Raw genomic sequence first — 24005 nt, 5'->3', positions numbered from 1 at the left:
CGTGATTGCAAAGCCTGTGTGTATCAGATGCGGATGCGCACCGGCACCGATTTGGCTGCCGGCGTCTTCGAGGCGCCGTCGTGGTGGCTGAGCGCGATCAATGGGTTGAGTTCCGGATAATAGCCGGCGACGCAGCCCTCGGGCAGGTTGAACGGCAGGACCTCGAGCCCCGCGACCACGCGATCGACGCCGTCCGAATCGTCGCCGATCAGTGCCACGCGCTGGCCCTCCGTGAGGCCGGCGCGTTCCATTTCCTTCGGGCTGATCAGCAGCACGTCGCGCTTGCCCTCGATGCCGCGGAGGCGGTCCGAATAACCATAGACGGTGGTGTTGAACTGGTCGTTCGAGCGCAGCGTCATCAGCCGGTAGACGCCGTCCGTATCGGCGAAGCCGGTGGCGTTGAGGTGGGTGGGCACGGTGAATTCGGCCTTGCCGCTTTCGGTCTGCCAGTTGCGGTCGCGCGCGCTGTTGCCCTTGAAGAAGCCGCCGGGCGTGAACAGCCGCTGGTTGAAGTCCTTGAACTTGTCCGGATAGGTTTTCTCGATGGCGTCGCGGACCAGCGCATAGTCGTTCGCCCAGGCGTCCCACGGCACGTTGGGGTTGGGGTCGAGCGTCGCCGCGGCGATGCCGGCGACAATCGCCAGTTCGGGCTGGAGGTGCGGGGAGGCGGGCTTGGCCTCGCCGACCGAGCCATGGATGCAGCTGAGGCTGTCTTCCATCGTCACCACCTGCGGGGTGCCGTCGCGCACGTCGCGCTCGGAGCGGACCAGGGTCGGTAGCAGATATGCCGTCTCGCCACAGAACAGATGGCCGCGATTGAGCTTCGTGGCGATCTGGACGGTGAGGCCCATGCCGGTCCAGGCCTTTTCCATCACGCGGTGATCGGGGACGGCGCGCAGGAAATTGCCGCCGAGACCCAGGAAGGCGTTGATCTCGCCCTTCGCGATCGCTTCGCAGGCGGTCACCGTGGTGTGGCCCTCGTCGCGCGGCGGCTGGAAGCCGTACTGCTCGGAGAGCTTGTCGAGGGGGACCAGTTCCGGCTTCTCGGAGATGCCGACGGTGCGCTGGCCCTGCACGTTGGAATGGCCGCGCACTGGCGAGACGCCGGCGCCCAGCCGGCCGATATTCCCGCGCAGCAGCATCAGGTTCACCACGCCGGCGACATTGTCATAGCCGCCGACATGCTGGGTGAGCCCCATGCCCCAGATGCCGATCGCGCGCTCGGCCTGGATATAGACCTCGGCGGCTTCGATCAGGTCGGCGCGGGGCAGGCCGGTCTCGGCCTCGATCGTCTCCCAGCTGGTGCTGCGGACCTTCTCGGCAAAGGCGTCGAAGCCATGGGTGTGTTCGGCGATGAACGCGCGGTCGAGCACGCCGCCGCGGCGATCCTCCTCGGCCAGCACATGCTTGGCGATGCCGAGCATGGCGGAAATGTCGCTGCCGGGCTTGAGCTGATAATATTGTTCCGAAATCTTGGTCTTGCCGCCAGTGACCATCTGAAGGCTCTGCGGGTTGCGGAACTCCAGCAGGCCCTTTTCGCGGATCGGGTTGAACGTGACGATCCTGGCGCCGCGCTTACGGGCGGCGGTCAGCGTGTGGATGAAGCGCGGGCTGTTGGTGCCGGTGTTCTGGCCGAAGAAGAAGATCGCGTCGCAATGCTCGAAATCCTCGAGCAGGCAGGTGCCCACTGGCGCGCCGATCGTCGACTTGAGCGCGACCGAGGTCGTCTCGTGGCACATGTTCGAGCTGTCGGGCAGGTTGTTGTGACCATAGAGCCGCGCGAACAGCGCCCAGGCATAGCTGGTCTCCAGGCTGGCCTTGCCCGAGGCGTAGAAGATCGTGCTCTTGGGATCATAGCCGCGGAGCTTCTTGCCGATCGCCTGATAGGCTTCTTCCCAGGTGCAGGGCAGGTACTTGTCGGTCGCGCGATCGTAGCGCATCGGGTTGGTGAGGCGGCCCGCCTGTTCCAGGTCGTAGTCGCTCCAGCCGCGCAGTTCGGTGAGCGTGTGCTGGGCGAAGAACTCCGGCGTCGCGCGGCGGGTGGTCAGGTCCCATAAGGTCGCCTTGGCGCCGTTCTCGCAGAATTCGAACATGTGCGGCTTGGCCGGCTTGGTCCAGGCGCAGGAGGTGCACATCATGCCGCCAGGCTTGTTCTGCTTGGCCAGCGTCTTCAGCGTGTCCTTGCTCGGGCGTTCGGCGCCGGCGACCAGCGCCATGCCGCGCATCGAGCCCCAGCCGCCCTCGGCGCCCGCATAGTGGATCGTTCCGTCTTTCGCCCGGGCCATGCTGTACTCCTTCAACCTCACGCCTTTTCCCTATACCCGTCCAGCGGCCCCGCCTATCCTCCACCGATGGATAGGTGGTTCGATCGCGTGACGCCCGACGGGTCGGAGACCCGGCTTCAACGCCCGCTGGTGCCCGAAGTGCCCGTCGCCATCGAAATCAACGGCTTGGGCTACGCCGTGATGATGGCGACGCCGATCGATCTCGAGGATTTCGCGATCGGTTTCGTGGCGGCTGAGCGGCTGGGGGAAGCGGTGGAGGTGGAAAGTCATGCGGCCGAGCGGGGCATGATCCTGCGCGTCACGCTGGCGGATCCGACCGCAGTGATCGAACGCGTCCGCCACCGCACGACCGATTCGAGCTGCGGGTTGTGCGGGATCGACAATCTCGAAGCCGCGCTGCGGCCGCTGCCCCCGGTCGCCGCAACCAGCAGCGCATCATCGGCGGCGATCTTCCGGGCGGCGGCGGCGCTGCGCGACCACCAGCCGCTCAATCGTGCCACCGGTGCCGCCCACGCCGCCGCGCTCTGTTCGGCGAGCGGCGAGATCCGGCTGGTGCGCGAGGATGTCGGGCGGCACAATGCGTTCGACAAGCTGGTGGGGGCCATGGCGCGACAAGGCCTGGGCTGGGACCAAGGCTTCGCGCTGATCAGTGCGCGCTGCTCGTTCGAGCTCGTCGAGAAGGCCGTGCTTGCCGGGTGTCCGCTGCTCGCGGCGATTTCCGCCCCCACCGCCCTGGCGGCCGAGCGCGCGGCGGCGGCGGGACTGCGCCTGGTGGTGCTGGTGCGCCCGGATGCGTTGCTGCGGGCGGTGCCGTGAAGCCGCTTGGGGCAATCCTCGCCGGGGGCGCCGCCCGGCGTTTCGGATCGGACAAGGCACTGGCGCTGCTCGATGGGCAGCGGTTGATCGACCATGTCGCTGCCGCCCTGGCACCGCATTGCGATGCGGTGATCCTGTGCGGGCGGCCGGAGGCGGGCGGAATTGCCGATCGGCCGGCGCCGGGGCTGGGCCCGTTGGGCGGGCTCAACGCCGCGCTCCATGCCGGCGCCGCCCGGGGCTGTCGCAGCGTGCTGGTGGCACCGTGCGACACGCCCGTCCTGCCGGCACCGCTGCTTGCCGAGCTCGCGGCGAGGGAGGGGTCGTGCATCGTCGGGTCGCTGCCGGTGCTGGGCTCGTGGGATTGCCGACTGGCGACGGAGTGCGACGCCTATCTGGCCGGCGGAGGCCGCGCGTCGATGCGTGCCTGGGCGGCCCAGGCGGGCGCCGATGTAATCGATTGGCCCGAATCGATTGCAAACATCAACTCCCGCGACGATCTTTCGGGCCTCACCGGGTTTTTTCCTTAGTTTCGATTCGCATTAGCGCGGGCTAGAGCCTGTGCAATTTTCTGTCGGCGACAGCCGGTGGCAGGGGGACGGATGCATAGCCTGTTTGCAACCTTCTGGAGCGGCAATTACTCCCCGCACGGCTATTGCCTGATGTGGCAGCCCCAGCTGCTATGGACCCATATCGTCGCCGACGCGCTGATAGCGCTGTCGTACTTCTCGATTCCGATGGCGCTGGTGGCGCTGGTGCGCAGCCGGCGCGACCTGGCGTTCGGCTGGATCTTCTGGTGCTTCGCGATCTTCATTCTCGCCTGCGGGGCAACCCATGTGATGGGAATCGTCACGCTGTTCACCCCCCTGTACGGGCTGGAGGCGGTGATCAAGCTGATCACCGCGGTGGCATCGGTGGCAACGGCGGTGTTGCTGTGGCGCATGCTGTCGACACTGGTGCGGCTGCCCTCGCACGAGAAGCTGCAGGAGACCAACGGCGAACTCGCTGCCATGGTCGAACAGCGCGATGCCGCGCTCGCCGAGCTGAAGAACGAAGTGGCGCAGCGCGAGAGCGTGGAAGCCGCGCTGCTCCAAGCGCAGAAGCTGGAGGCGGTGGGGCAATTGACGGGCGGCATCGCGCACGATTTCAACAATCTGCTGCAGGCGATCGCCGGCAACCTCGAATTGCTCGCGCGCAAGCCGGACGATGCCGACCGGGTCATCCGCTGGACGTCGAGCGCCTTGGACGCGGTAGAGCGCGGGCGCCAGCTGACGGGCCAGTTGCTCGCCTTTTCCAGCAAGCAGCGGCTCGACGTGAAGTCGGTTCGACTGGCGGAGCTGGTCGGCGGCATGTCCGGGCTGATCGAGCGAGCGGTGGCGCCGCTCAGCCGCGTGCGGATCGAGCGCCTGGATCCGGTGTGGAACGTCCAGACCGACGCGCTGCAGCTCGAACTCGCCATCCTCAACCTCGCCTTCAACGCGCGCGATGCGATGCCGGAGGGTGGCGTGCTCACCATCTCCGCCGAGCGCCGCAGCGGAAAGGTCGCACCGGATCTGCCGGCCGGCGACTATGTGGCGGTGACGGTAACCGACACCGGTACAGGAATGCCGCCCGAAGTGGTGGCGCGTGCGGTTGATCCTTTCTTTTCCACCAAGGGCGTCGGCAAGGGTACCGGCATGGGCCTGTCGATGGCGTTCGGGGTGATGCGCCAATCGGGCGGCACGCTGCTGATCGATAGCGAATTGGGGCAGGGCACCAAGGTGACGCTGTTGCTGCCGCTGGCAACGCTCGAGCCGCGGCGCGACACGCAGGACGATTCCGCGCGGGACGAGCGGATCAGCCTGGCGGGCGCGACGATCGCGCTGGTCGATGACGATCCGCATGTCCGTGCATCGCTTGCCGAGATGCTGCGGGCGGCGGGCGCGGTGGTGGAGGAAGCCGGCGACGGCGCGGCGGGCGTGCAGCTGGTACAGTCCCGGCGCTTCGGCGCGCTGGTGGTCGATTTCGCGATGCCGGAACTGAGCGGCAGCGATGTCGCGGACCAGGTCGCGGGCACCGATCCGCAGCTGCCGGTGATCCTGATCACCGGTTTCGCCGACTCCAACAAGCTCGATGCGATCGCCTCTCCCAATGTGACCGTATTGCGCAAGCCGTTCGAATCGCACGAGCTGTTGCGCAAGATCCGCGACGTCGCCCGCCGCTGAGCCGGTTCAGGGCAGGGCGGCGCGTAGCTCCTCGATCCAGGCGGTCGCCACGCTGTCCGAAGGTGCCCGCCAGTCGCCGCGCGGACTAAGCGCGGCGGCACCCGATACCTTAGGGCCGTTGGGCAGCGCCGAGCGCTTGAACTGGCTGATCTGGAAGAAGCGGAAGAGGAAGGTCTCCAGCCACTTGGCGATCGTCGCCAGGTCGTAACTGTTTCGCCCTTCCGCCGGAAAGCCGATCGGCCACAGACCCGCTTCGGCATCCTTCCAGGCATGCCAGGCGAGGAATGCGACCTTGGACGGCTTGAGCCCGAAGCGGGCGATATGGTGCAGGAAGAAGTCGTGCAGCTCGTACGGGCCGATCCGGTCCTGCGTGCTCTGCATCTTGCCGTCGGCATCGGCGGGGACAAGTTCGGGCGAAATCTCGGTATCGAGGATCGACAGCAGGACGGTGGCCGCCTCGCCATCGAACTGGCCGCTCTCGACGCTCCAGCGGATCAGATACTGGATCAGCGTCTTGGGCACGCCGGCATTGACGCCGTAATGGCTCATCTGGTCGCCGACGCCATAGGTCGACCAGCCGAGCGCCAGCTCGGACAGGTCGCCGGTACCGAGCACGAAGCCACTGTTGCGGTTGGCGAGGCGGAACAGATAGTCGGTACGCAGGCCCGCCTGGACGTTCTCGAAAGTGACGTCATAGACCGGCTCGCCTTGCGCGAAGGGATGGCCGAGATCGGCGAGCATCTGGCGGGCGGCCGGACGGATGTCGATTTCTGCCGCGGTGATCCCGATCGCGCGCATCAGCGCCCAGGCGTTGGACTTTGTGCCCTCGCTCGTCGCGAAGCCGGGCATGGTGTAGCCTAGGATATCGGTGCGGGGGCGGCCGAGCCGGTCCATCGCCTTGGCGGCAACGATCAGCGCATGGGTGGAATCGAGCCCACCCGAAATGCCGATGACGAGCGATTTGCTCCTGGTCGAGGCGAGGCGCTGGCGCAGGCCCTCGACCTGGATATTGAATGCCTCGTAGCAATCCTCCTCCAGCGCCGCCGGCGTGTTGGGCACGAAGGGGAAGCGGCGGGTCGGGCGGAGCAGGCCGCGATCGGCGAAGTCGGGCTGGTGCGCGAAGCCGATCCGGCGGAAGCGGGTCTCGGGCATGCCGGCGTTGCGGGCATTGTCGTTGAAGGTGCCGTCGCGCAGCCGTTCCAGCCGCAGCCGCTCCAGATCGAGATCGGCATAGGTGATCGCATCGGCCAGCTCGAAGCGCTGCGAGGCCGCCAGCTGCTCGCCGAACTCGTAGATCAGCCCCTGGCCGTCCCAGGCAAGATCGGTGGTGCTCTCGCCGGGGCCCGAGGCCGAATAGAGATAGGCCGCAATCGTTCGTGAGCTCTGCGAGGCGCAGAGCAGCTCGCGCTCGCGGCCCTTGCCGATCACGATGTTCGAGGCAGAGAGGTTGCACAGCACCAGCGCCCCGGCCATCGCGCCTTCCGTCGACGGAGGCTGCGGCGCCCAGTAATCCTCACAGATCTCGATGTGGAAAACGAAGTCGGGGAGGTCCTCCGCGGCGAACAGCAGATCGGGGCCGAAGGGCACCGTCTGGCCGGCGATCGTGATCTCGAGATCGCGGAGGCCCGATCCCGAGGCGAACCAGCGCTTTTCGTAATATTCGCGATAGTTGGGTAGGTAGGTCTTGGGCACCACGCCGAGGATGCGGCCGCGTGCGATAGCGACGGCGCAATTATAAAGGCGGCCGTTGCGCGCCAGTGCCGCGCCGACCAGCAGCACTGGTTTCAGGGTGCAGCTCGCCTCAACGATCGCGGCGATACCCGCCTGGGTCGAGGCGAGGATCGTGTCCTGCAGATGCAGGTCGTCGATCGCATAGCTGGTGACGTTGAGTTCGGGGAACACCAGGATGTCGGCGCCCGCCGCGTCGCCCGCTTCCGCCAGCGCGATGGTCGCGCGGGCATTGGCGGCGGGATCGGCGACGGTGCCGACGGGCGTGCAGACACCCGCGCGGATCATGCCGTGGCGGTGGAGCGCGAAGAACGGATGCGGATCGGCCATGCGTGTGTCCTATGCCGGGGACCATGGCCTGCCAACCCCAGGGGTGCGGGATGTATCCGGGGGAGGGGGATATAAGCCCCTCCCCTTCAGGGCAGGGGAATCGCATATGCCTTGCGTGCGAGGGTGGAGTTGGATTCTTGAGGAAGCTCCCGTTGTCTTAGGGGGCTTGGATGGATTGGTTTTCAGATCATTTTTTGGGCGTTGAGGATCCGCGTGCGCAGAACGCGCGGCATGATTTCCTCGAGCTACTGTTCGTAGCGCTGGCGGCGGTGCTGTGCGGTGCGGAGGATTGTACGGACATGGCGATGTTCGGCCGTGCGAAGCTCGACCTGCTGCGGCAGGTGCTGAAGCTGGAGCATGGGGCGCCGAGCCACGACACGTTCAGCCGGCTGTTCCGATTGCTGGCGCCCGAGCCGTTCGAAGCCGCGTTCAGCCGGTTCGCGACGGCCTTTGCCGGCGGCTTGAAAGGGGTAGTGGCGATCGACGGCAAGGCGCTGCGGGGCGCCTATACGCGGGGTCGCAAGGCGGTGCCGCTGCACCTGGTCAACCTCTGGGCGGTGGAGGCGCGGCTCGCGATCGGCCAGCGCCTCGCGCCGGGCCGCAACGAAGTGCTGGGCGCCCAACAGGCGTTGGCGCTATTGCGGCTGGACGGTTGCATCGTCACCGCCGATGCCCTGCATTGCCACGCCGCCACGGCACAGGCGATCCTCGACACCGGCGCCGACTATGCGCTCGCGGTGAAGGCGAACCAGCCGAGGCTTCTGGCCAAAGCCCAGGCACTTACCGACAGCACCGCAGCGGGTGCCGGGGCCAGCGACGGACCCCGCCGCGCGCATGACCGCACCGAGCGGCGTACGGCCTTGGTCGTCCCTGCAAGCGGTATCGATTTCCCCGGTATCGCCGCCGTCGCGAAGGTCGAAACCCACCGCCACACCACCGCCGGTGCCGAGCCGCCCATCGTGCGCTGGTTCCTTCTCTCCACTCACCTCACGCCCGAGCGCATGCTCGACGTCGCGCGAAGCCATTGGACCATCGAGAACCAACTCCACTGGGTCCTTGACGTCGCCCTCGCAGAGGACGCAGCCCGCAGCCGCTTGGACCACGCTCCCCAAAACATCGCCCTCCTGCGAAAGCTTGCTCTCAACCTCCTCCGCCAGCACCCAGACAAGGGCTCCATCAAAGGCAAAATCAAGCGTGCCGCGTGGAACGATCCCTTCCTGCTCAGCCTCTTAGCTCAAATGCGATAGCCCTGCCCTTCAGGGGAGGGGTTGGGGTGGGGCAGTGTCTCGCAGAGACCAACGTCTGTTCTGGAATCCCTCCACCCCCAACCCCTCCTCCAAGGAGGAGGGGCTAAATTGCGCGACGCCTACACCTTCGTCGCGTAGATCATCCGGCCCGGGCCCAACCGGTCGAAGACCTTGGCCAGCTGGCGCTCGCCGACCGCGAAGCAGCCCTGGCTGCGGCCGAGCTTGCCGTGCTTCGACACCATGTCCGGGTTCGCATACCAGGCCGAATGCACCACGATGGCGCGGGCCAGTGCGTTGTTGTTGGTCGGGTCGAGCCCGATCAGCCGCTGGGAGTCGCCATGCTTGCCGACATAATAGTCGGCGGTCAGGAACGCGCCCTCGCAGGTCGCTTCCGAGTTGATCTGATTCGAGAAGCGCTGGAGCACGCCGGTATGGCCGGGATCCGAGCCGATGCCGTGCGCGACGAGCAACGGCTCGACCTCGCCGGTGCCCATATTGACCAGGAAGAAGCGCGGCTGGGACGAAGGCAGCGAGAAGTCGGCGATGGCAATGCGGTCATGCGTGTCGACGTGCATCGAGTGCCGGTCCAGCGCCGCGGTTGCGCGCTTGAACAGTTCGGGACGGACGCCGGCCGGCATGATCCGCGCCTGGGCCGCAACCTTGGGTGCGGGCGTCAGCGAGGCAACCGGTGCCGGCTGGAGGCGCGGTGGCGGTGCCGCCGCTGCCATCGTGGTGCCGATCGTGCGCGAGGCGCAGGCCGAAACCGCTGCGCCGCTCGCCATCACCAGCGCCGATTTGAGCAACGCCCGACGCGATTGTACCGAAGCCTTCGAATCCATGATCTTTGTTCTGCGCCCGCAAATTTCTGTCATGCCCCGGCAACCGTATAGCAGAAGCATCGTTAACGTTGCGCGCTCTTGGCCCGCCAAGTGGCGCGTTTCGGCGCACCTGCTGCCCGGTTCACCGAGCGGTCATGTCGTTTCGGGACGGCACGCGTTCACGATTGCCCGAATCGCGCTGCAGCGCATCGGCCTGCTTGTACTGTTCGCGCGGCGAAAAATTTGGTGTCGCGCCGCACGCGCGAAGCGCTAGAGGCGCACCATGACCATGTCCTACGAACAGGCCATCACGGCGTTGATCGAGGCCGGGAGGCGGCTCGACGCCCGCGGCTGGGCCCCGGCGACCTCGGGCAATTATTCGGCCAGGCTGGACGACGGCAGCATCGCGCTGACCGTCTCCGGCCGCCACAAGGGCAGGTTGACCGGCGACGGGATCATGCGCGTCGGTCTCGACGGGCAGCCGCTGTCCCCGGGCAAGCCCTCGGCCGAGACCGATCTGCATCTGGCGATCTACCGCCTGTTCCCGGAAGCGGGGGCGGTGCTGCACGGCCATTCGCCGCAAGCGGTGGGGCTGAGCCGTGCCACCGACGCCGATGCCTGGGTGCTGGCCGGGCACGAGATGCTCAAGGCCTATCCGGGGCACACCACCCACGAGACCGAGGTGCAGCTGCCGATCGTCGACAACAGCCAGGACATGGCAGTGATCGAGGCGACGGTCCGCCCGGCGCTGCTGGCGCCCGGCGCGATTCCGGCGTATCTCATTCGCAGCCATGGGCTCTACGCCTGGGGCAAGGACGTGGACGAGGCCGAACGTGTGCTGGAGGCGACCGAATGGATGATCGCCGCCGAACTCGCCGAGGCCAGCTTCAGACAGGCATGGGCAGTATGAGCCGACTCCGTATCTTCGCCGAAACCGGCACGACGCCGCTGCTCGACACCAGCGACCCGGTAACGATCGCCGAGGAACTGGCGATGCGCGGGGTGCGGTTCGAACGCTGGCCGTCGCGCCCGATCGCGGCGGACGCCGATCAGGAGTCGGTGCTCGCCGCCTTTGCGCCGGAGGTCGAGCGCCTCCAGGGCGAGAAGGGCTATCGCTCGGTCGATGTGATCCGGATGGTGCCCGATCATCCCGAAAAGGACGCGCTGCGCGCCAAGTTCCTCTCCGAGCATCGCCATGCCGAGGACGAGGTGCGCTTCTTCGTGGAAGGCGAGGGGCTCTTCACACTCCATCTGAATGATCGCGTCTATGCGGTTCTTTGTCAGGAAGGTGATCTGATTTCGGTCCCGGCCGGAACGCCGCACTGGTTCGACATGGGGCCACACCCGCGCTTCACCGCCATCCGGCTGTTCACCAATCCAGATGGCTGGATCGCGCAGTTCACCGGCGAGACGATTGCCGATCGATTCCCGCGCCACGAGCCCATCGCCGCCTGACGGCGGTGCAGCGAGACACATTCCATGACCCAGCCCAAGGCCGTCCTGCTCGATATCGAGGGGACCACCAGCAGCATCGCCTTTGTCGCCGATGTACTGTTTCCCTATACGCGCCAGCACCTGGCAGCCTATGTTGCCACGCATTCTGAAGAAGTGGCGCCGATCCTTGCCGAGGTGCCGGGCGAAGACAAGGTGGCCACGCTGCTCGGCTGGATCGAGGAAGACCGCAAGGCCACGCCGCTCAAGACGCTGCAGGGACTGATCTGGGAACAGGGCTATGCCGACGGCACGCTCCAGGGCCATGTCTATCCCGATACGCCCGAGGCGCTGCACCGCTGGTACACCGCCGGGGTCGCGATCTACATCTATTCGTCCGGCTCGATCGCGGCGCAGAAGCTGATCTTCGGCCGTTCCATCGCCGGCGACCTGACGCCGATGCTCTCGGGCTATTTCGACACGACCACCGGGTCGAAGCGCGAAGCTGAGAGCTACAGCAAGATTGTTGCTGCAACTGGCTTGGAACCGAAGGAAATCCTGTTCGTCTCCGACGTACAGGCAGAGGTCGATGCGGCGCGCGCAGCCGGGCTGGGTGCCCTGCTGATCGATCGAAACGGCGGCCCCGCCGACATTCACTCGCTCGCGGAGATTCGCCTGTGATCCTGGAAGGTACGCACACGCGTTCGATCGCTCGCACGGCGGACGGGCAGGGGATCCGCATCCTCGACCAGCGCCATCTGCCCTGGGAGATCCGCTGGGTCGAACTGCGTGACCTCGATGCGGCGGCGGTTGCCATTCGCGAGATGTGGACGCGCGGTGCGCCGATGATCGGCGCCACTGCCGCCTATGGTCTGGCGATGGCGCTGGCGGTGGATGCCAGCGATGCCGGGCTCGATGCTGCCTATGGCACACTGGTCGAAACGCGGCCCACCGCGATCAACCTGCGCTGGGCACTCGATCAGGTGCGGGCGGCGGTGCAGCCACTGCCCGAGGGCGAGCGCGCCGCCGCCGCCTTTGCCCGCGCCGATGCGATCTGCGACGAGGATGCCGAGCTTTGCCGTGCGATCGGCGAACACGGCCTGGCGCTGCTGCGCGACCTCCACGCGAAGAACCCGGATCGGCCGCTCAACATCCTGACCCATTGCAACGCCGGCTGGCTGGCGACGGTGGACTACGGCACCGCCACCGCGCCGATCTACCTCGCGCACGACGCCGGCATCCCCGTGCATGTCTGGGTGGACGAGACCCGGCCGCGCAACCAGGGGGCGTTGCTGACCGCGTTCGAGTTGCGCAACCACGGCGTGCCGCACACCGTGATCGCCGACAATGCCGGGGGTCTGCTGATGATGCAGGGGCAGGTCGACGCGGTGATCGTCGGCACGGACCGCGTGACCGCCAATGGCGACGTCTGCAACAAGATCGGTACCTATTTGAAAGCGCTGGCAGCGCACGACAATGGCGTGCCCTTCTACGTCGCGCTGCCCTATACGACCTTCGATCCCGCTACCGCGAGCGGCGCGGACATTCCGATCGAAGCGCGCTCGGCCGAGGAAGTGATGCGGCTCACCGGTCCCGACGAAACCGGTCGCATCGCGACGATCCGGGTGACGGACTCCCCGGCGCTCAATCCCGCGTTCGACGTGACCCCGGCACGGCTTGTGACCGGCTACATCACCGAACGCGGCGTGCTGGCGACGATCTGAGCCGGGCTCAGCCGAGGTCCGCGCGCCAGCGCTGGACCCGGGCGATCGCTTCGTCGAGCACCGCGTCTTCCTTGACGAAGCAGAAGCGGACGACGCTGGTCACCGGATCTTCGGCATAGAATGCGGAGACAGGGATGGTCGCCACCTTGGCCTCCTCGACCAGTCGCTCGCTGAAGGTGGTGTCGTCCATCGCGAGGCTGGAGGCGGCGAGGTCGACCGACAGGAAATAGGTCGCGGCGCTCGGCAGGACCGCAAAGCCTGCCTTTTGCAGGCCGGAAGCGAGGCGGTCGCGCCCGGCCTGGAAGCGGTGGCGCGCCTCCTGCACCCAGTCGTCCTGCGTCGCGAGCCCCTCGGCCACGGCCCATTGCAGATTGGGCGGGGTGGTGAAGGTGAGGAACTGGTGCGCCTTTGCCAGCACCCTGGCGATCGGCGGCGCGGCGCACATCCAGCCGACCTTGAAGCCGGTCAGCGCGAAGATCTTGCCGGCGCTGCCGATCTTCACCGTCCGCTCGCGCATGCCGGGAAAGCCGATCAGCGGCAGGTGGCGCGCGCCGTCGAAGGTGACATGCTCCCACACCTCGTCGCAGATCGTGATCAGATCATGGGCGACGCAGAAATCGGCGAGCATCGCCAGATCCTCCGCGCTGGTCATCGTCGCCGCTGGGTTGAGGGGGTTGTTGAGCAGGATCAGCCGCGTCTTTGCAGTCACCGCCGCTTCGAGCGCCGCGCGATCAATCCGCCATTCGGGCGGGTGCAGGCGGACGAAGCGGGGAACGCCGCCCGCGCGCCGGATCAACGGCACATAGGCGTCGTAGAGCGGCTGGAAGCACAGCACTTCGTCGCCGGGCTCGATCAGCGCGAGCAGCGCCGCCGCCAGCGCCTCGGTGGCGCCGGAGGTGACGAGGACTTCCTCGGTCGCGAGGTTCAGCGCCTGGTGCCGGGCATAATGGTCTGCGATCGCCTGGCGCAATTCGAGCAGCCCCGCCATCGGCGGATACTGGTTGGACTTTTCCAGGACGGCCCGCGCCGCCGCGGCCAGCACCGCCTCGGGCCCGCGCCCATCGGCGAACCCCTGGCCCAGGTTGATCGCGTCGTTGGCCCGGGCGCGGGCGGACATGGCTTCGAAGATGGTGGTGCCCATCGAAGAATAGATCGGGTTCATCGCAGACCGCTATTGCGGGGTGCGGTTGCGCCTTGCAAGCCGGGGGGCAATCGCCGCATGAAGAAAGCGGTTGCTGACCGCGTGTGTCGAAGGAAGATGATGAGCAAGAAACCGCCCGTGCCCGCCGAATCGCAGTCCCCCTACCCGACGACGGAAACGCCGCACGGCGAGGGCGGGGAGGCGATCGCCGTTGCGAAGGAGCAGGCCGCCGCCGCCAAGCGCCGGACGCCGAGCACGCGGCAGATCGGCATGGGGGCCGCCATCGGCATCGGATCCGCCGCGATCGTCGCGGGCCTGCTCTACTGGAAGGGCGGCCGCAAGGAGCGCAAATGACGCAGTAAAGTGTTACAATGTTAGGCTAATTATTCTGCCGCCGTCGATTCCTTTGCTAATTCGGCGGCGGTGGCTTGCGCTTACGTAGAAACGGCCTTCGCGGGAAGGTGGTTTCACTTGCTGCTATAGCTCCATCGTCATGGTCAAATAAGCGTGTTTGCGCGGTATTCGGATGTGCGCCGGATAGCGCTATCCCAAGTACATGCTCCAACGTTTCCTGCCGCTGCCAGACAATTAAGTGTTTCTACTGCGACGGTTTCCGGGCGCGGTGAACCGATCGGTAACGGATTCTTCCTATAATGCGGTGAACTGCGAACAGGAGCTATCGGGGAATGTACGGTCATACACGGTTTCCTGCCACGGCGGACGATGTGGTGGCACATCCTGCCGGGGTGCACCGCGACCGGAGGTCGGCACCGATCATGATGCGGTGATCTCCAACTCTCCTTTCCCCTCCCTCGGTTCGGCACCAGCGCACGCCGGGATCGAGACCAGCACCATCGGGCGCCCCAGAACGTATCGGAAAGACCAGCAATGATTGCATCGATGAAAATTCCGAGGAAGCTCGCACTGTCGTTCCTGCTGATCTGTGCATCGGCGGCGACGGTGATGATCGTGTTCTTCATGAACATCTCGATGATCCGTTCGGTGACCGACCAGAACAATCTCAGCCAGCAGATCCACTCGAAGACGCTGACCCTCGAAACCGCACTGCTGCGCCAGAACAGCCAGTTGCGCGGTTTCCTCGTCACCGCCGACCCGACCTATCTCAAGTCCTATGACGAAGGCCGGACCGAATATGACGAGACCTCGGCCGAGCTGGAGAAGCTGCTGACCGATCCGGCGCTGCTCGACGGACTGCGCAAGTCGCGCGCCGAAACGCTGTCGTGGCGCGAAAAGTGGGGCGATCGCCTGATCGCCGAAGTCAAGGCCGGCAAGCGCGAGGAAGCGGAAGCCCAGGTGCGTAGCGCCGGCAAGGCGGTGCTGGTTTCGGCGGCGGTGTTGCCGCTGCGCGCGATCAAGGACGCGCAGGCCGAAGCAATCGAAAAGAACGGCGCCCGCCAGGAAGGTGCGATCAGCACCGCGACCACCGTGCTGATCATCGGCGCCGTCGCGCTGATCGGCATCGCCATCGCGCTCGCCGTCACGCTGAGCAGCATCATCGCGCGCCCGATCAGCCAGCTGACCCGCACCATGGCCGATCTTGCTGCGGGCCGGAACCATGTCGACGTCCCTGCCACGACGCGCGGCGACGAACTGGGCGACATGGCGCGCGCGGTGCTGGTCTTCCGCGACGCCGCCCTCGCCAAGGAAGCGTCCGACGCCGCCAGCGCCAAGGCCGAGGCGGTGCAGAAAATGGTCGTCGAGACGGTCTCCTCGCATCTCGCCGAGCTGGCCCAGGGCAATCTGACCGCGCAGATCAACGCCGAGTTCCCGGGCGAATACGGTGCCGTCAAGACCAACTTCAACAACGCCCTGTCGAGCCTGCGCGAGCTGATCTCGTCGGTGATCGAGGCAACCGCGTCGATCCGCACCGGCTCGAACGAGATTGCCCAGGCCAGCGAGGATCTCGCGCGCCGCACCGAAGCCAATGCCGCCAGCCTCGAGGAAACGGCTGCTGCCGTCACCCAGATGGACCAGCGCCTCAAGGCGACCGCTACCGCTGCCGGCCAGACCGTGGAGCGCGCCGACGGCACGATGGCGACGGTGGACAATGGTCGCGCGACGGCCGACGAGGCGGTGCAGGCGATGACCCGCGTGTCCGACAGCGCCAAGGGCATCGACAGCGTCATCGAGGGTCTCGACAAGATTGCGTTCCAGACGCGCGTTCTGGCGATGAACGCCGCGGTCGAAGCCGGTCGCGCGGGCGAGGCGGGTCGCGGGTTCGCGGTCGTCGCCGATCTCGTCTCCGCCCTGGCGATGCGGGCGGAAGAGGAGGCTGGCCGCGCGCGCGACCAGCTGACCGCGACACAGAGCGACATCGTCACCGCGGTGCAGGCCGTGCAGCGGGTCGACGGGGCGCTGGCCGACATCTCAAGCGGTGTCGGCGAGGTGCACCAGCTGCTTGGCAACATGGCGTCGGACAACCATGCCCAGTCGAGCGCGGTCACCGAGATCAGCGCCGCTCTTGGCGAGATGGATCAATCGACGCAGCAGAATGCCGCGATGGTCGAGGAAACTTCGGCTGCCGCGCGTAACCTGGCGAGCGAGGTCAGCGTCCTCTCCGAACAGGCCAGCCGGTTCAACGTGGGCAGCGGCGCGCCGGTGAGCAGCGCTCGGGTATCGCCGGCGCGGTTCAGCGGCGGGCATGTCAAGCCGCTGCCCAAGGCCGCCGTCTCGGCGCTGGTGCGCAACAGCGGTTCTGCGGACGACGACTGGCAGTCGTTCTGATCGACGATATGCAATCCCGCGGGGCATCGTTCGGTCCGGTTGCGAATCGAGCGATGCCCCGCGAGAAGATTCCGGAGCAGGTGCTCCCGCCAGGGATTATTGGAATGGACAGGATTGCGCCCCGGACGGGTCCGGCGGAAATCGCGCGCATGGCGCGGGTCGCCACCGATCTGGGATCGCCCTTTGTCGGCGCGGTGCTTGCCGCCGGGCTACGCCAGCTGGGCCGCGCACCGCATAGCGAAGCGGTGATCACCCATTGGGAGGGCGACGCCGCCTCGGCCGCGCTGGCGATGCGGTTCAACGCCGCGCTGCACTTTCTGGCGCGGCGCGGCAATCCGCCCGCCCTTGCTGCGCTCTATCGCTACGAACATGACGATTTCGACGGCGCGATCGGCGAGGCACTTGCTGCCGAGGACGACCTGATCGCTGGGTTCCTGCGCCGCACGCCGCAGACCAACGAGGTCGGCCGGTCGGGTGCGATCGTCGCCGCGCTGATGCAGGTCCGCCGCCGCTTCGGGTTGCCGTTCGAGTTGCTCGAGATCGGGTCGAGCTGCGGCCTCAACCTCAATCTCGGTCGTTACGGCTTCGATCTGGGCGGGGTGCTGGCGGGCGACCGCCATTCGCCGGTACAGGTCGCGCCCGAGTGGAACGGGTCCGCGCCGCTGCCGGCGCCGCTCGAAGTCGTCGCGGCCCGCGGTGTCGATCTCAATCCGTTGAACGCTGCCGATCCTGCTACCTGCGAGCGGTTGATGGCCTATATCTTCGCCGATCAGCCGTCGCGGCTGCACCGGCTCGAAGAGGCGCTCGGCATGGCGCGGCGTCATCCGCCCGAAATCGCGCGAGGCGATGCGTCCGAATGGCTGGCGCGCGAGCTGGCCGAACCGCAGGCCGAAGGCGTCTGCCGCGTGGTGATGCACTCGATGGTGCTGCAATATCTTCCGCCCCGCGATCGCGCCGCGGTGGTAGCGATGATCCGCGATGCCGGCCAATATGCGACGCCCGAGCGCCCGCTCGCCTGGGTCGGCTTCGAATGGACGGAGACGCGCAGCGAAGTTCGCCTGTCGCTCAGCTGGTTTCCGGGCGGGGAGGAGCGCCGTGTGTTGGCGGTGTGTCACCCGTACGGCAATTCGGTCGACTGGCGCGGCTAGACCTGCACCGCGTGTTCGGTGCGACCGGCGCTACCGAACACGCGCAGATAGCGTTCGATCTCCGCCGGCTCGCCGGTCGCCTTGGCCGGATTGTCCGAGAGCTTGACGGCCGGGCGGCCGTTTGCCGCCACGACCTTGCAGACGAGCGAGATCGGCTCCAGTCCCGCCTCGCCGTCGGGGTCGCAGCCGCGGAAGTCGTTGGTGAGGTTGGTCCCCCAGCCGAAGCTCATCCGCACCCGCCCGTTGAAGTGGCGATACGTTGCCTCGATCGAATCGACGTCCATGCCGTCGGAGAAGATCAGCAGCTTGTCGCGCGGATCGCGGCCATGGTCCTGCCACCAGCGCAGGATCTGCTCGCCGCCCGGGATGGGCGGGGCGCTGTCCGGGCGGAAGCCGGTCCAGTCGGCCACCCAATCGGGCGCGCGGGCGAGGAACGAGGTGGTGCCGAACGCATCGGGCAGCGCGATCAGCAGATTGCCGCCATAATGCGCGCGCCATTGCTCGAGCACGCGATAGGGCGCGTCGGCAAGTGCCGCGTCGTCGGACGACAGAGCCGCTTCCACCATCGGCAGCTCGTGCGCGTTGGTGCCGATCGCTTCCAGGTCCGCGTCCATCGCCAGCAGCACGTTGGAGGTGCCGATGAAGCGGTGGCCGAGCCCTTCCTTCAGCGCTTCGACGCACCAGCGCTGCCACAGAAAGCCATGGCGCCGGCGGGTACCGAAATCCGACAGCACCAGATCGGGTAGGGTGCGCAGCCGCTCCACCTTGTCCCACAGCTTCGCTTTGGCGCGGGCATAGAGCACGTCGAGCGCGAACCGGTCGCGCCCGCGCATCGCCGCGCGCGAGCGGAGTTCGTTGACGATGGTCAGTGCCGGGATCTCCCACATGGTCGTGTGGGTCCAGGGGCCGTGGAAATGGAGCACGAACTGGCCATCGTGCCGCTCCAGCTCATAGGCCGGCAGCTGGAAGTCGGCGAGCCAGGCGATGAAGTCCGGCGCGAACATCTGGGTCTTGCCGTAGAAGCTGTTGCCGGCAAGCCAGATCAGCTCCTTCTTGGCGAAGCGCAGCGTCCGCGCATGATCGAGCTGCGCGCGCAGTTCGGCCTCGTCGATCACTTCGGCCAATCGCACCGACTTGCTGCGGTTGATCAGCGAGAAGGTGACCTGCGTCTCGGGATGCAGCCGCCGGATCATCTGCAGCATCAGCAGCTTGTAGAAATCCGTATCGAGCAGGCTGCGGACGATCGGATCTAGCCGGAAATTATGGTTGTAGGTCCGGCTCGCGATATCGGTGAAGGTCATGGGGCCGCTCTTATTCCCAGCCGCCGCCAAGTGCGAGAAAGATCGCGATCTGGTCATCGGGCAGGCGGGCCTGGGCGGTGGCGTAGCTCGCCTCTGCCTGGGCGAGGCTGCTCTGCGCCTGAAGCAGCGCGAGGAAATCGCTGCGGCCGAAGCGGAACAGCCGACCCGCCTGATCGGCCGCCGTCGCGGCGCTGTCGCGGGCACGGCGCAGCGCTTCAGCCTGATCGCGATCGCGCGCATAGGTTTCCAGCGCCGTTTCGGTATCGCGCAGCGCGCCGAGCACAGTGGAATCGAAGCGGGCGATATCGGCATCGACCTGCGCACCCGCCGCCTCGATGCGCGCACGGACGGCGGGCCGGTTGGGGAAGCTCCAACTGATCAGCGGGCCGAGGCTGAAGCCGAACGAACTCGGACTGCCGAGATCGTCGAGCGGACCGCTGAGCCCTGCCGAGCCGCCAAGGCTGATCTGCGGATAGAGATCGGCGGTGGCGACACCGATCCGCGCGGTGTCGCCGGCGATCACGCGTTCGGCTTGGCGGATATCCGGGCGGCGGCGGATCATGGCGGCGCCGTCGCCTACCGGCATCGGGCGGGGGAGGGCGGGAAGCGCGGCGCAGCTTTCGATGTCGCGCGGATAGTCGGCGGCTGGGCGGCCGAGCAGCGCGGCGAGCGTGTAGAGCCCGCCGCGACGCTGTGCGGCGAAGACCGGCAGATTGGCCTCGCTGGCCTGCACCGCAGCCTGGGCGCGGCTGACGTCGAAGGCGGTGCCGCGGCCCGCGCGCTGGAGGCGCTGGGTGGCGGAGAAGGTCTGGCGCTGCAGGGTTACGATCCGCTGGGTCGCTGCCAGCCGGAAATTGGCAGCGCAGACATCGGCATAGGCGCGTGCGGTGGCGGCGGCGACGCTCACCCGCACCGCATCGCGCGCGGCGGCGATGGTATCGCGATCGGCGAGGCTGGCCTCGATCGCGCGGGCGATCTTGCCGCGCACATCGAGCGGATAGCCGACCGAGATGCCGAGGTTGTAGCCGAGCTTGCCGGGCAGCGTGGCGCCGGTATTCGAGGCGCGGGCGAGGGTGCCGCCGCCCGACAGGTCGGTGGTCAGCATCCGCGAGGCTTCGGTCTGGCGGACCACGGCTTCGGCGCGACGGAGATTGGCGTCGGCGACGCGCAGATCGGCATTGGCGGCGAGCGCCTCCTCGACCAGCGCGTCTAGTCGCGGATCGGCGTAGAGGCGCCACCAGTGATCGGGCAGGGGCTCGTCGCTGAACGCCTTGTCCTGCGCCGAGAGGAAGTTGCCGGTCGCGGCCGGGCTGTTCGCCGGACCGGTGACGGGGGGATGATAGTCCGGCCCGGCGCGGGTGCAGCCGGCGACCAGTGCGAGCGCGGCGACGAGGGGGAGTGCGCGCATCTTCAATGCGCCTTGGTCGGGGTCGGTGTGGGGGTCGGGCTTGGCCGGGCAGGCGCAGGCTGGGCGACGGCGCTCGGCTGGATCGTCACCGTCGCGGTGCGGCCCGAGATCAGGCGGATGTCGGCGGGCACCTGGGTCAGCTTCACCCGTACCGGGATGCGCTGGGCGAGCCGGACCCAGCTGTAGGTCGGGTCGACATTGGGCAACAGGTTGCCGGCATTGCTTCGCGTGGTGTCGTTGATGCCTGCCGAGATGCTTTCGACGACGCCGTGCAGCACGCGGGGCTCGCCCATCAGTTCGACGGTCACCGGCGCGCCGATGCGGATGCTGGGCAGCTTGGTTTCCTCGAAATAGCCTTCGACGCGCAGGCTGTCGGCATCGACCAGCGCCATCGCCTGCTGGCCGGCCGCGACATAGTCGCCGGGGTGGAGATCGAGATTCGTGACGGTGCCGTTTACCGACGCCTTTACCTGGGTGCGCGATACGTTCAGTTCGGCGCTCTGCACCGAGGTGAGCGCCTGGACCAGGGCAGCCTGGGCGGTGGCGGCCCGCGCGACATTCTGCTCGTGCGTTTCGGCGGCGACGAGGTTGCCGAGCGCGAGGTCGCGTCGGGCTTCGCGCTGCGCCTGGTTGAGCGTCGCGCGGGCGCTCTCGACGCTCGCCCGCGCCTGGGCCAGCGCCAGCGAATAGCGCGGCTGATCGATCACGAAGAGCAGGTCGCCCGCCTTTACCTGCTGGTTGTCGCGGACCATCACCGCGGTCACCAGCCCGCCGATATCGGGGGTCACCCGCACCACGTCCGCGCGGACCCGGCCGTCGCGCGTCCAGGGGCTGCGCGCATAATGCTGCCACAGCCACCAGGCGACGACGGTGGCCGCGATCACGATCACGATCGTCGCGGCGCTGCGGCCAAGGATGGGGAGGTAGCGTTTCATGGTCGGAATCCAATCAGGGGCGAGGCCCAGGCGAGCAGGCCGAGCAGAAGAACGAACAGGCAGAGATCGACAAGCGCGCGATAGGCGACAAAGCGATACAGGCCGAAGGCATTGAACAGGCGGGCGAGCGCGATGGTCAGCAGCATGGCGATCACGCCGAGCAGCAGCATCGTCGGCACATAGACGCCGTCGATCGCGATCTCGCCGATCACAGCGCGGCCTCCGGCGCCGGGTCCGCGCCGGGGAAGAGATTGCGGCGCAGGCTCAGCAGGCCGAGTGCGCCGGCGCGGCGAACCGCGCGGTCGTCGTCGCGGGCGATAGCATGCAGCGCCACATCGATATGGGCAAGCAGGGCGGGATCGTCCGGCTTCTCGGCATAGGGTTCGAGCCGGCGGTAATAGTCGCCCACGTCGCGCAGTACCGCGGTCAGCGGGGCAGCGCGTTCGGGCGGAAGCTCGAGGCGCAGCGCGCGCAGTTCGCCGATCGCGACGCCGGTGCGCAGGTCGCGCAGCGCGTCGTAGAGCGGTGCGCCCGGGGAACGGCCGGCAAGCGCCAGGCGCGGTGCCAGGAGTGCGATCCGGTCCAGCATGCGGTTGATCCAGCCGCGCACGTCGGGCGGGGTCATCAGGTTGCTCCTTTCGGCAATATCGGCCCAGCCGGCGCGCAACGTCCGGCGGATCGCCTGCTCGATCCCGGCGGATTGCAGCAGCCGCGCCATCAGGATCGCAAAGGCCACGCCCATCAGCTGCGCGATGCCGCCATTGACGAAGCTGGCAAAGGCGCTGGTGTAGCGCGCCGAGATCAGCAGCGGGCTGCCAAGGCCCAGCAGCGTCGGCAGCGCCAGGCCCATCCATTTCGGCGAGTGCATCATCGCGCCGAGGATCAGCAGCGGCGGCGCCATCGCGGCGGCGAGTTGGCCGAACCCGTCGAGCTGCGGCATGATCGCATAGCCATAGATCGCGCCCAGGATCGTCGCGGCCAGCGTGCCCCAGAAGAAGGAGCGCAGCGGCAGCAGCGGATCGGGCGCTGCGGCGAACAGCGAGAGGAAAACGCCGGCGAGCATCACCGCGGTGGAACCGTCTGCCCAGCCGCTGGCAATCCAGATCGCCGATCCTACCGACAGGGTGAGGAACGCGCCGATCGCGCCGCGCAGCGCACCGACCCAATCGATGTGCAGTTCGCGCCCGCGGCGCCCTTCGAGTAGCTCGGCGACGCGAGGCGAGACGGGGCGGCGATCGAGCGTGGCGAGCTGTTCGGCGAGGTCGCGGCAATCGCGGTGGGCTGCGATCAACGCGGCAAGGCGCGAAAGCAGGCTGAGCAGCAGCAGGTCGTGCCAGGAACTGCCTTCGTGCACCGCCGGTTCGAGTGCGGCGCACCGCGCCTCCAACGCGGCGGCGTCGGCGGCGCGCGCCTCCCGGTCGCGGTCGAGCGTTTCCAGCCATGCCCGGGTATCGGTGAGCAGGGCGGCGGCCTCGGGCGGCAGGCCGCCATGCGCCTGAAGGCGCACGGTGCGATCGTCGACCGCCGCACCCAGCGGCATCAGCAGCGACAATTGGTCCTGCAATGCGCGAACGGTGCGCACGCGCGGGGTGGTGCGCGCGGTCTCATAGGGCAGATGGATCGAGAGCTGGTGGAGCTCGGTGATGTCGGCCGCGAGCCGCCGCCGCTCGGTATCGACGCCCGGCACCGGCTCTAGCGCCAGCGAATCCCGCGACCAACGTTCGGCATCCTTGAGGATCGCGGAAACGCGGGTCAGCAGGAAGGCGGCGACCGAGCGGGGGAAGATCACGCCATGGACCAAGCTGCCGCAGAGGATGCCGAGGGTGATCTCCTGCACGCGCAGGCTGGCGACGGTGAAGATCTGTGCGGGCGTGTCGACGCTCGGCAGCACGATCAGCACCGCACTGTAGCCCGCCAGCACGAACATGTACGAGCGCGGCGTGCGATCGAGCAACGAGACGAACACGCATAGCGCCAGCCAGCCCGAAATGGCGAGCACCAGCAGTTCCGGCGTGTTGACCAGCGGCGGCACCATTGCCACCGCTGCGGCGGCACCAACCACCGTGCCGATCACGCGAAACAGCGCCTTGGAGAACACCGCGCCGGCCAGCGGCTGCGCGACGATATAGGCGGTGAGGAACGACCAATAGGGCCGGTCGAGCCCGATCGAGAGCGCAAGATACACGGCCAGCATCCCTGCCGCGTAGGATTTGAGCGAAAAGACTGCCGCGTCGATGCCCCAGCGATCGGTCATGCCTGGAGCCGATGCTCGGCGAGCTTGGTCGCGAGTTGGTCGAGCAGGCGCAAGGTGGCCTCCAGATCGGCGTCGCTCACCCCATCGAGCAACGCGCTCCGCAACGCGGCAAGCCGCTGGTCGATCCGTGACGCATGCGAAACACCGCGTTCGGTGAGCCGCAGCCGGTTCGCGCGGCGATCCTGCGCGTCTGCCACGCGGACCACCATGCCGGATTCTTCCAGGGCATGCAGGGTGCGGACCAGCGACGCTTCGGTCACGCCGATGGCGCGGGCCAGCTCCGCCTGGCGCACATCCTCGCCGAGCCGCTGGAGATAGACGAGCGCCCAGCCGGTGGACCCGGAGATGTCGAGCGAGGCGAGCGTCGCATCGGCGAGCCGTTGCCACGCGCGCGACGTTGGGCTCATGCGCGTCGCAAGCGCGCGCTCGAGGGCTGGGCGGTCGGGCATAGGTGCCGGTAGTTAGAACGCTAACTAATTCGATCAAGCCCCGC

22 protein-coding genes are annotated in these 24005 nt (G+C 67.5%); 12 read left to right on the top strand and 10 right to left on the bottom strand.

Going from position 1 to position 24005, the window contains the following annotated elements; translation table 11 throughout:
• Nucleotides 1-23 precede the first annotated feature (23 nt).
• On the bottom strand, nt 24-2285 hold the full coding sequence (locus SAZ01S_RS12920) for an FdhF/YdeP family oxidoreductase (protein ID WP_084582677.1): 2262 nt from the start codon (nt 2283-2285) through the stop codon (nt 24-26).
• Between the two features lie 66 nt (nt 2286-2351).
• On the opposite strand from SAZ01S_RS12920, the gene fdhD reads away from it, so the two are divergent.
• The 3 genes from fdhD to SAZ01S_RS12905 all read left to right on the top strand — a co-directional run bounded on the left by fdhD (nt 2352) and on the right by SAZ01S_RS12905 (nt 5302).
• Entirely contained in the window at nt 2352-3101 is a 750-nt protein-coding gene (gene fdhD / locus SAZ01S_RS12915) for a formate dehydrogenase accessory sulfurtransferase FdhD (RefSeq protein WP_084582676.1), read from the top strand.
• A complete protein-coding gene (mobA, locus tag SAZ01S_RS12910; protein WP_084582675.1) occupies nt 3098-3628 on the top strand; it encodes a molybdenum cofactor guanylyltransferase in 531 nt (176 codons plus the stop codon). Before fdhD ends, mobA begins: the two co-directional genes overlap by 4 nt.
• A gap of 72 nt (nt 3629-3700) precedes the next feature.
• Complete coding sequence (locus tag SAZ01S_RS12905; protein WP_084582674.1) at nt 3701-5302, top strand: response regulator; 1602 nt, start codon at nt 3701-3703, stop codon at nt 5300-5302.
• Nucleotides 5303-5308: 6 nt separating this feature from the next.
• On the opposite strand, the gene SAZ01S_RS12900 is transcribed toward SAZ01S_RS12905, so the two are convergent.
• Nucleotides 5309-7360 carry an NAD(+) synthase gene (locus SAZ01S_RS12900; protein ID WP_084582673.1) on the bottom strand — a complete coding sequence of 684 codons (2052 nt, stop codon included), beginning with the start codon at nt 7358-7360 and terminating at the stop codon, nt 5309-5311.
• A gap of 170 nt (nt 7361-7530) precedes the next feature.
• Here SAZ01S_RS12900 and SAZ01S_RS12895 point away from each other — a divergent pair, with 170 nt between their 5' ends.
• Nucleotides 7531-8607, top strand: a complete 1077-nt coding sequence (locus SAZ01S_RS12895; protein WP_084582672.1) for an ISAs1 family transposase — start codon at nt 7531-7533, stop codon at nt 8605-8607.
• Between the two features lie 119 nt (nt 8608-8726).
• Here the strand turns inward: SAZ01S_RS12895 and SAZ01S_RS12890 are convergent, their stop codons facing one another.
• Nucleotides 8727-9245, bottom strand: coding sequence for a murein L,D-transpeptidase catalytic domain family protein (locus tag SAZ01S_RS12890; RefSeq protein WP_439951226.1), 519 nt, complete (start codon nt 9243-9245; stop codon nt 8727-8729).
• On the opposite strand from SAZ01S_RS12890, the gene SAZ01S_RS24445 reads away from it, so the two are divergent.
• The 5 genes from SAZ01S_RS24445 to mtnA are packed head-to-tail and all read left to right on the top strand — an operon-like array spanning nt 9244 to nt 12580.
• Entirely contained in the window at nt 9244-9699 is a 456-nt protein-coding gene (locus SAZ01S_RS24445; RefSeq protein ID WP_245824835.1) for a hypothetical protein, read from the top strand. The two genes, SAZ01S_RS12890 and SAZ01S_RS24445, sit on opposite strands and share 2 nt — an antisense overlap.
• A 9-nt stretch (nt 9700-9708) precedes the next feature.
• On the top strand, nt 9709-10335 hold the full coding sequence (locus SAZ01S_RS12885; RefSeq protein ID WP_084582671.1) for a methylthioribulose 1-phosphate dehydratase: 627 nt from the start codon (nt 9709-9711) through the stop codon (nt 10333-10335).
• A complete protein-coding gene (locus SAZ01S_RS12880; protein ID WP_218018076.1) occupies nt 10323-10880 on the top strand; it encodes a 1,2-dihydroxy-3-keto-5-methylthiopentene dioxygenase in 558 nt (185 codons plus the stop codon). Before SAZ01S_RS12885 ends, SAZ01S_RS12880 begins: the two co-directional genes overlap by 13 nt.
• 24 nt (nt 10881-10904) lie before the next feature.
• A complete protein-coding gene (gene mtnC, locus SAZ01S_RS12875) occupies nt 10905-11537 on the top strand; it encodes an acireductone synthase (RefSeq protein WP_084582669.1) in 633 nt (210 codons plus the stop codon).
• Nucleotides 11534-12580, top strand: coding sequence for an S-methyl-5-thioribose-1-phosphate isomerase (gene mtnA, locus SAZ01S_RS12870; protein WP_084582668.1), 1047 nt, complete (start codon nt 11534-11536; stop codon nt 12578-12580). The genes mtnC and mtnA overlap by 4 nt, the downstream gene beginning before the upstream one ends.
• Before the next feature lie 7 nt (nt 12581-12587).
• Here the strand turns inward: mtnA and SAZ01S_RS12865 are convergent, their stop codons facing one another.
• Nucleotides 12588-13742, bottom strand: coding sequence for an aminotransferase (locus SAZ01S_RS12865; protein ID WP_084582667.1), 1155 nt, complete (start codon nt 13740-13742; stop codon nt 12588-12590).
• A gap of 57 nt (nt 13743-13799) precedes the next feature.
• Between SAZ01S_RS12865 and SAZ01S_RS12860 the strand changes: the two genes are divergently transcribed.
• The 3 genes from SAZ01S_RS12860 to SAZ01S_RS12850 all read left to right on the top strand — a co-directional run bounded on the left by SAZ01S_RS12860 (nt 13800) and on the right by SAZ01S_RS12850 (nt 17614).
• The gene (locus tag SAZ01S_RS12860; protein WP_245824825.1) at nt 13800-14075 is read left to right on the top strand and encodes a hypothetical protein; all 276 of its coding nucleotides are present in this window, start codon (nt 13800-13802) and stop codon (nt 14073-14075) included.
• Between the two features lie 534 nt (nt 14076-14609).
• The gene (locus SAZ01S_RS12855; RefSeq protein WP_084582666.1) at nt 14610-16466 is read left to right on the top strand and encodes a methyl-accepting chemotaxis protein; all 1857 of its coding nucleotides are present in this window, start codon (nt 14610-14612) and stop codon (nt 16464-16466) included.
• Nucleotides 16467-16570: 104 nt separating this feature from the next.
• The gene (locus tag SAZ01S_RS12850) at nt 16571-17614 is read left to right on the top strand and encodes a DUF2332 domain-containing protein (protein ID WP_245824824.1); all 1044 of its coding nucleotides are present in this window, start codon (nt 16571-16573) and stop codon (nt 17612-17614) included.
• Here the strand turns inward: SAZ01S_RS12850 and pncB are convergent.
• Genes pncB through SAZ01S_RS12820 form a run of 6 tightly spaced genes read right to left on the bottom strand, consistent with a single transcriptional unit; the run spans nt 17611 to nt 23919 of the window.
• Nucleotides 17611-18915, bottom strand: coding sequence for a nicotinate phosphoribosyltransferase (gene pncB, locus SAZ01S_RS12845; RefSeq protein WP_084582664.1), 1305 nt, complete (start codon nt 18913-18915; stop codon nt 17611-17613). The two genes, SAZ01S_RS12850 and pncB, sit on opposite strands and share 4 nt — an antisense overlap.
• A 10-nt stretch (nt 18916-18925) precedes the next feature.
• On the bottom strand, nt 18926-20323 hold the full coding sequence (locus SAZ01S_RS12840; protein WP_084582663.1) for an efflux transporter outer membrane subunit: 1398 nt from the start codon (nt 20321-20323) through the stop codon (nt 18926-18928).
• 2 nt (nt 20324-20325) lie between these two features.
• Nucleotides 20326-21258, bottom strand: coding sequence for an efflux RND transporter periplasmic adaptor subunit (locus SAZ01S_RS12835; protein WP_084582662.1), 933 nt, complete (start codon nt 21256-21258; stop codon nt 20326-20328).
• The gene (locus SAZ01S_RS12830; RefSeq protein WP_084582661.1) at nt 21255-21470 is read right to left on the bottom strand and encodes a DUF1656 domain-containing protein; all 216 of its coding nucleotides are present in this window, start codon (nt 21468-21470) and stop codon (nt 21255-21257) included. Before SAZ01S_RS12830 ends, SAZ01S_RS12835 begins: the two co-directional genes overlap by 4 nt.
• Nucleotides 21467-23512: an FUSC family protein gene (locus SAZ01S_RS12825; protein WP_084582660.1), complete on the bottom strand. Its 2046-nt coding sequence runs from the start codon at nt 23510-23512 to the stop codon at nt 21467-21469. Before SAZ01S_RS12825 ends, SAZ01S_RS12830 begins: the two co-directional genes overlap by 4 nt.
• Entirely contained in the window at nt 23509-23919 is a 411-nt protein-coding gene (locus SAZ01S_RS12820) for a MarR family winged helix-turn-helix transcriptional regulator (RefSeq protein ID WP_084582706.1), read from the bottom strand. The genes SAZ01S_RS12825 and SAZ01S_RS12820 overlap by 4 nt, the downstream gene beginning before the upstream one ends.
• Nucleotides 23920-24005: the final 86 nt, after the last annotated feature.

The sequence above is a fragment of the Sphingomonas azotifigens NBRC 15497 genome, assembly GCF_002091475.1.
Taxonomy (GTDB): Bacteria; Pseudomonadota; Alphaproteobacteria; order Sphingomonadales; family Sphingomonadaceae; genus Sphingomonas; species Sphingomonas azotifigens.
The sequence above is the reverse complement of the archived record's forward strand: the minus strand, read 5'-3'. Positions and strand labels throughout refer to the sequence as shown.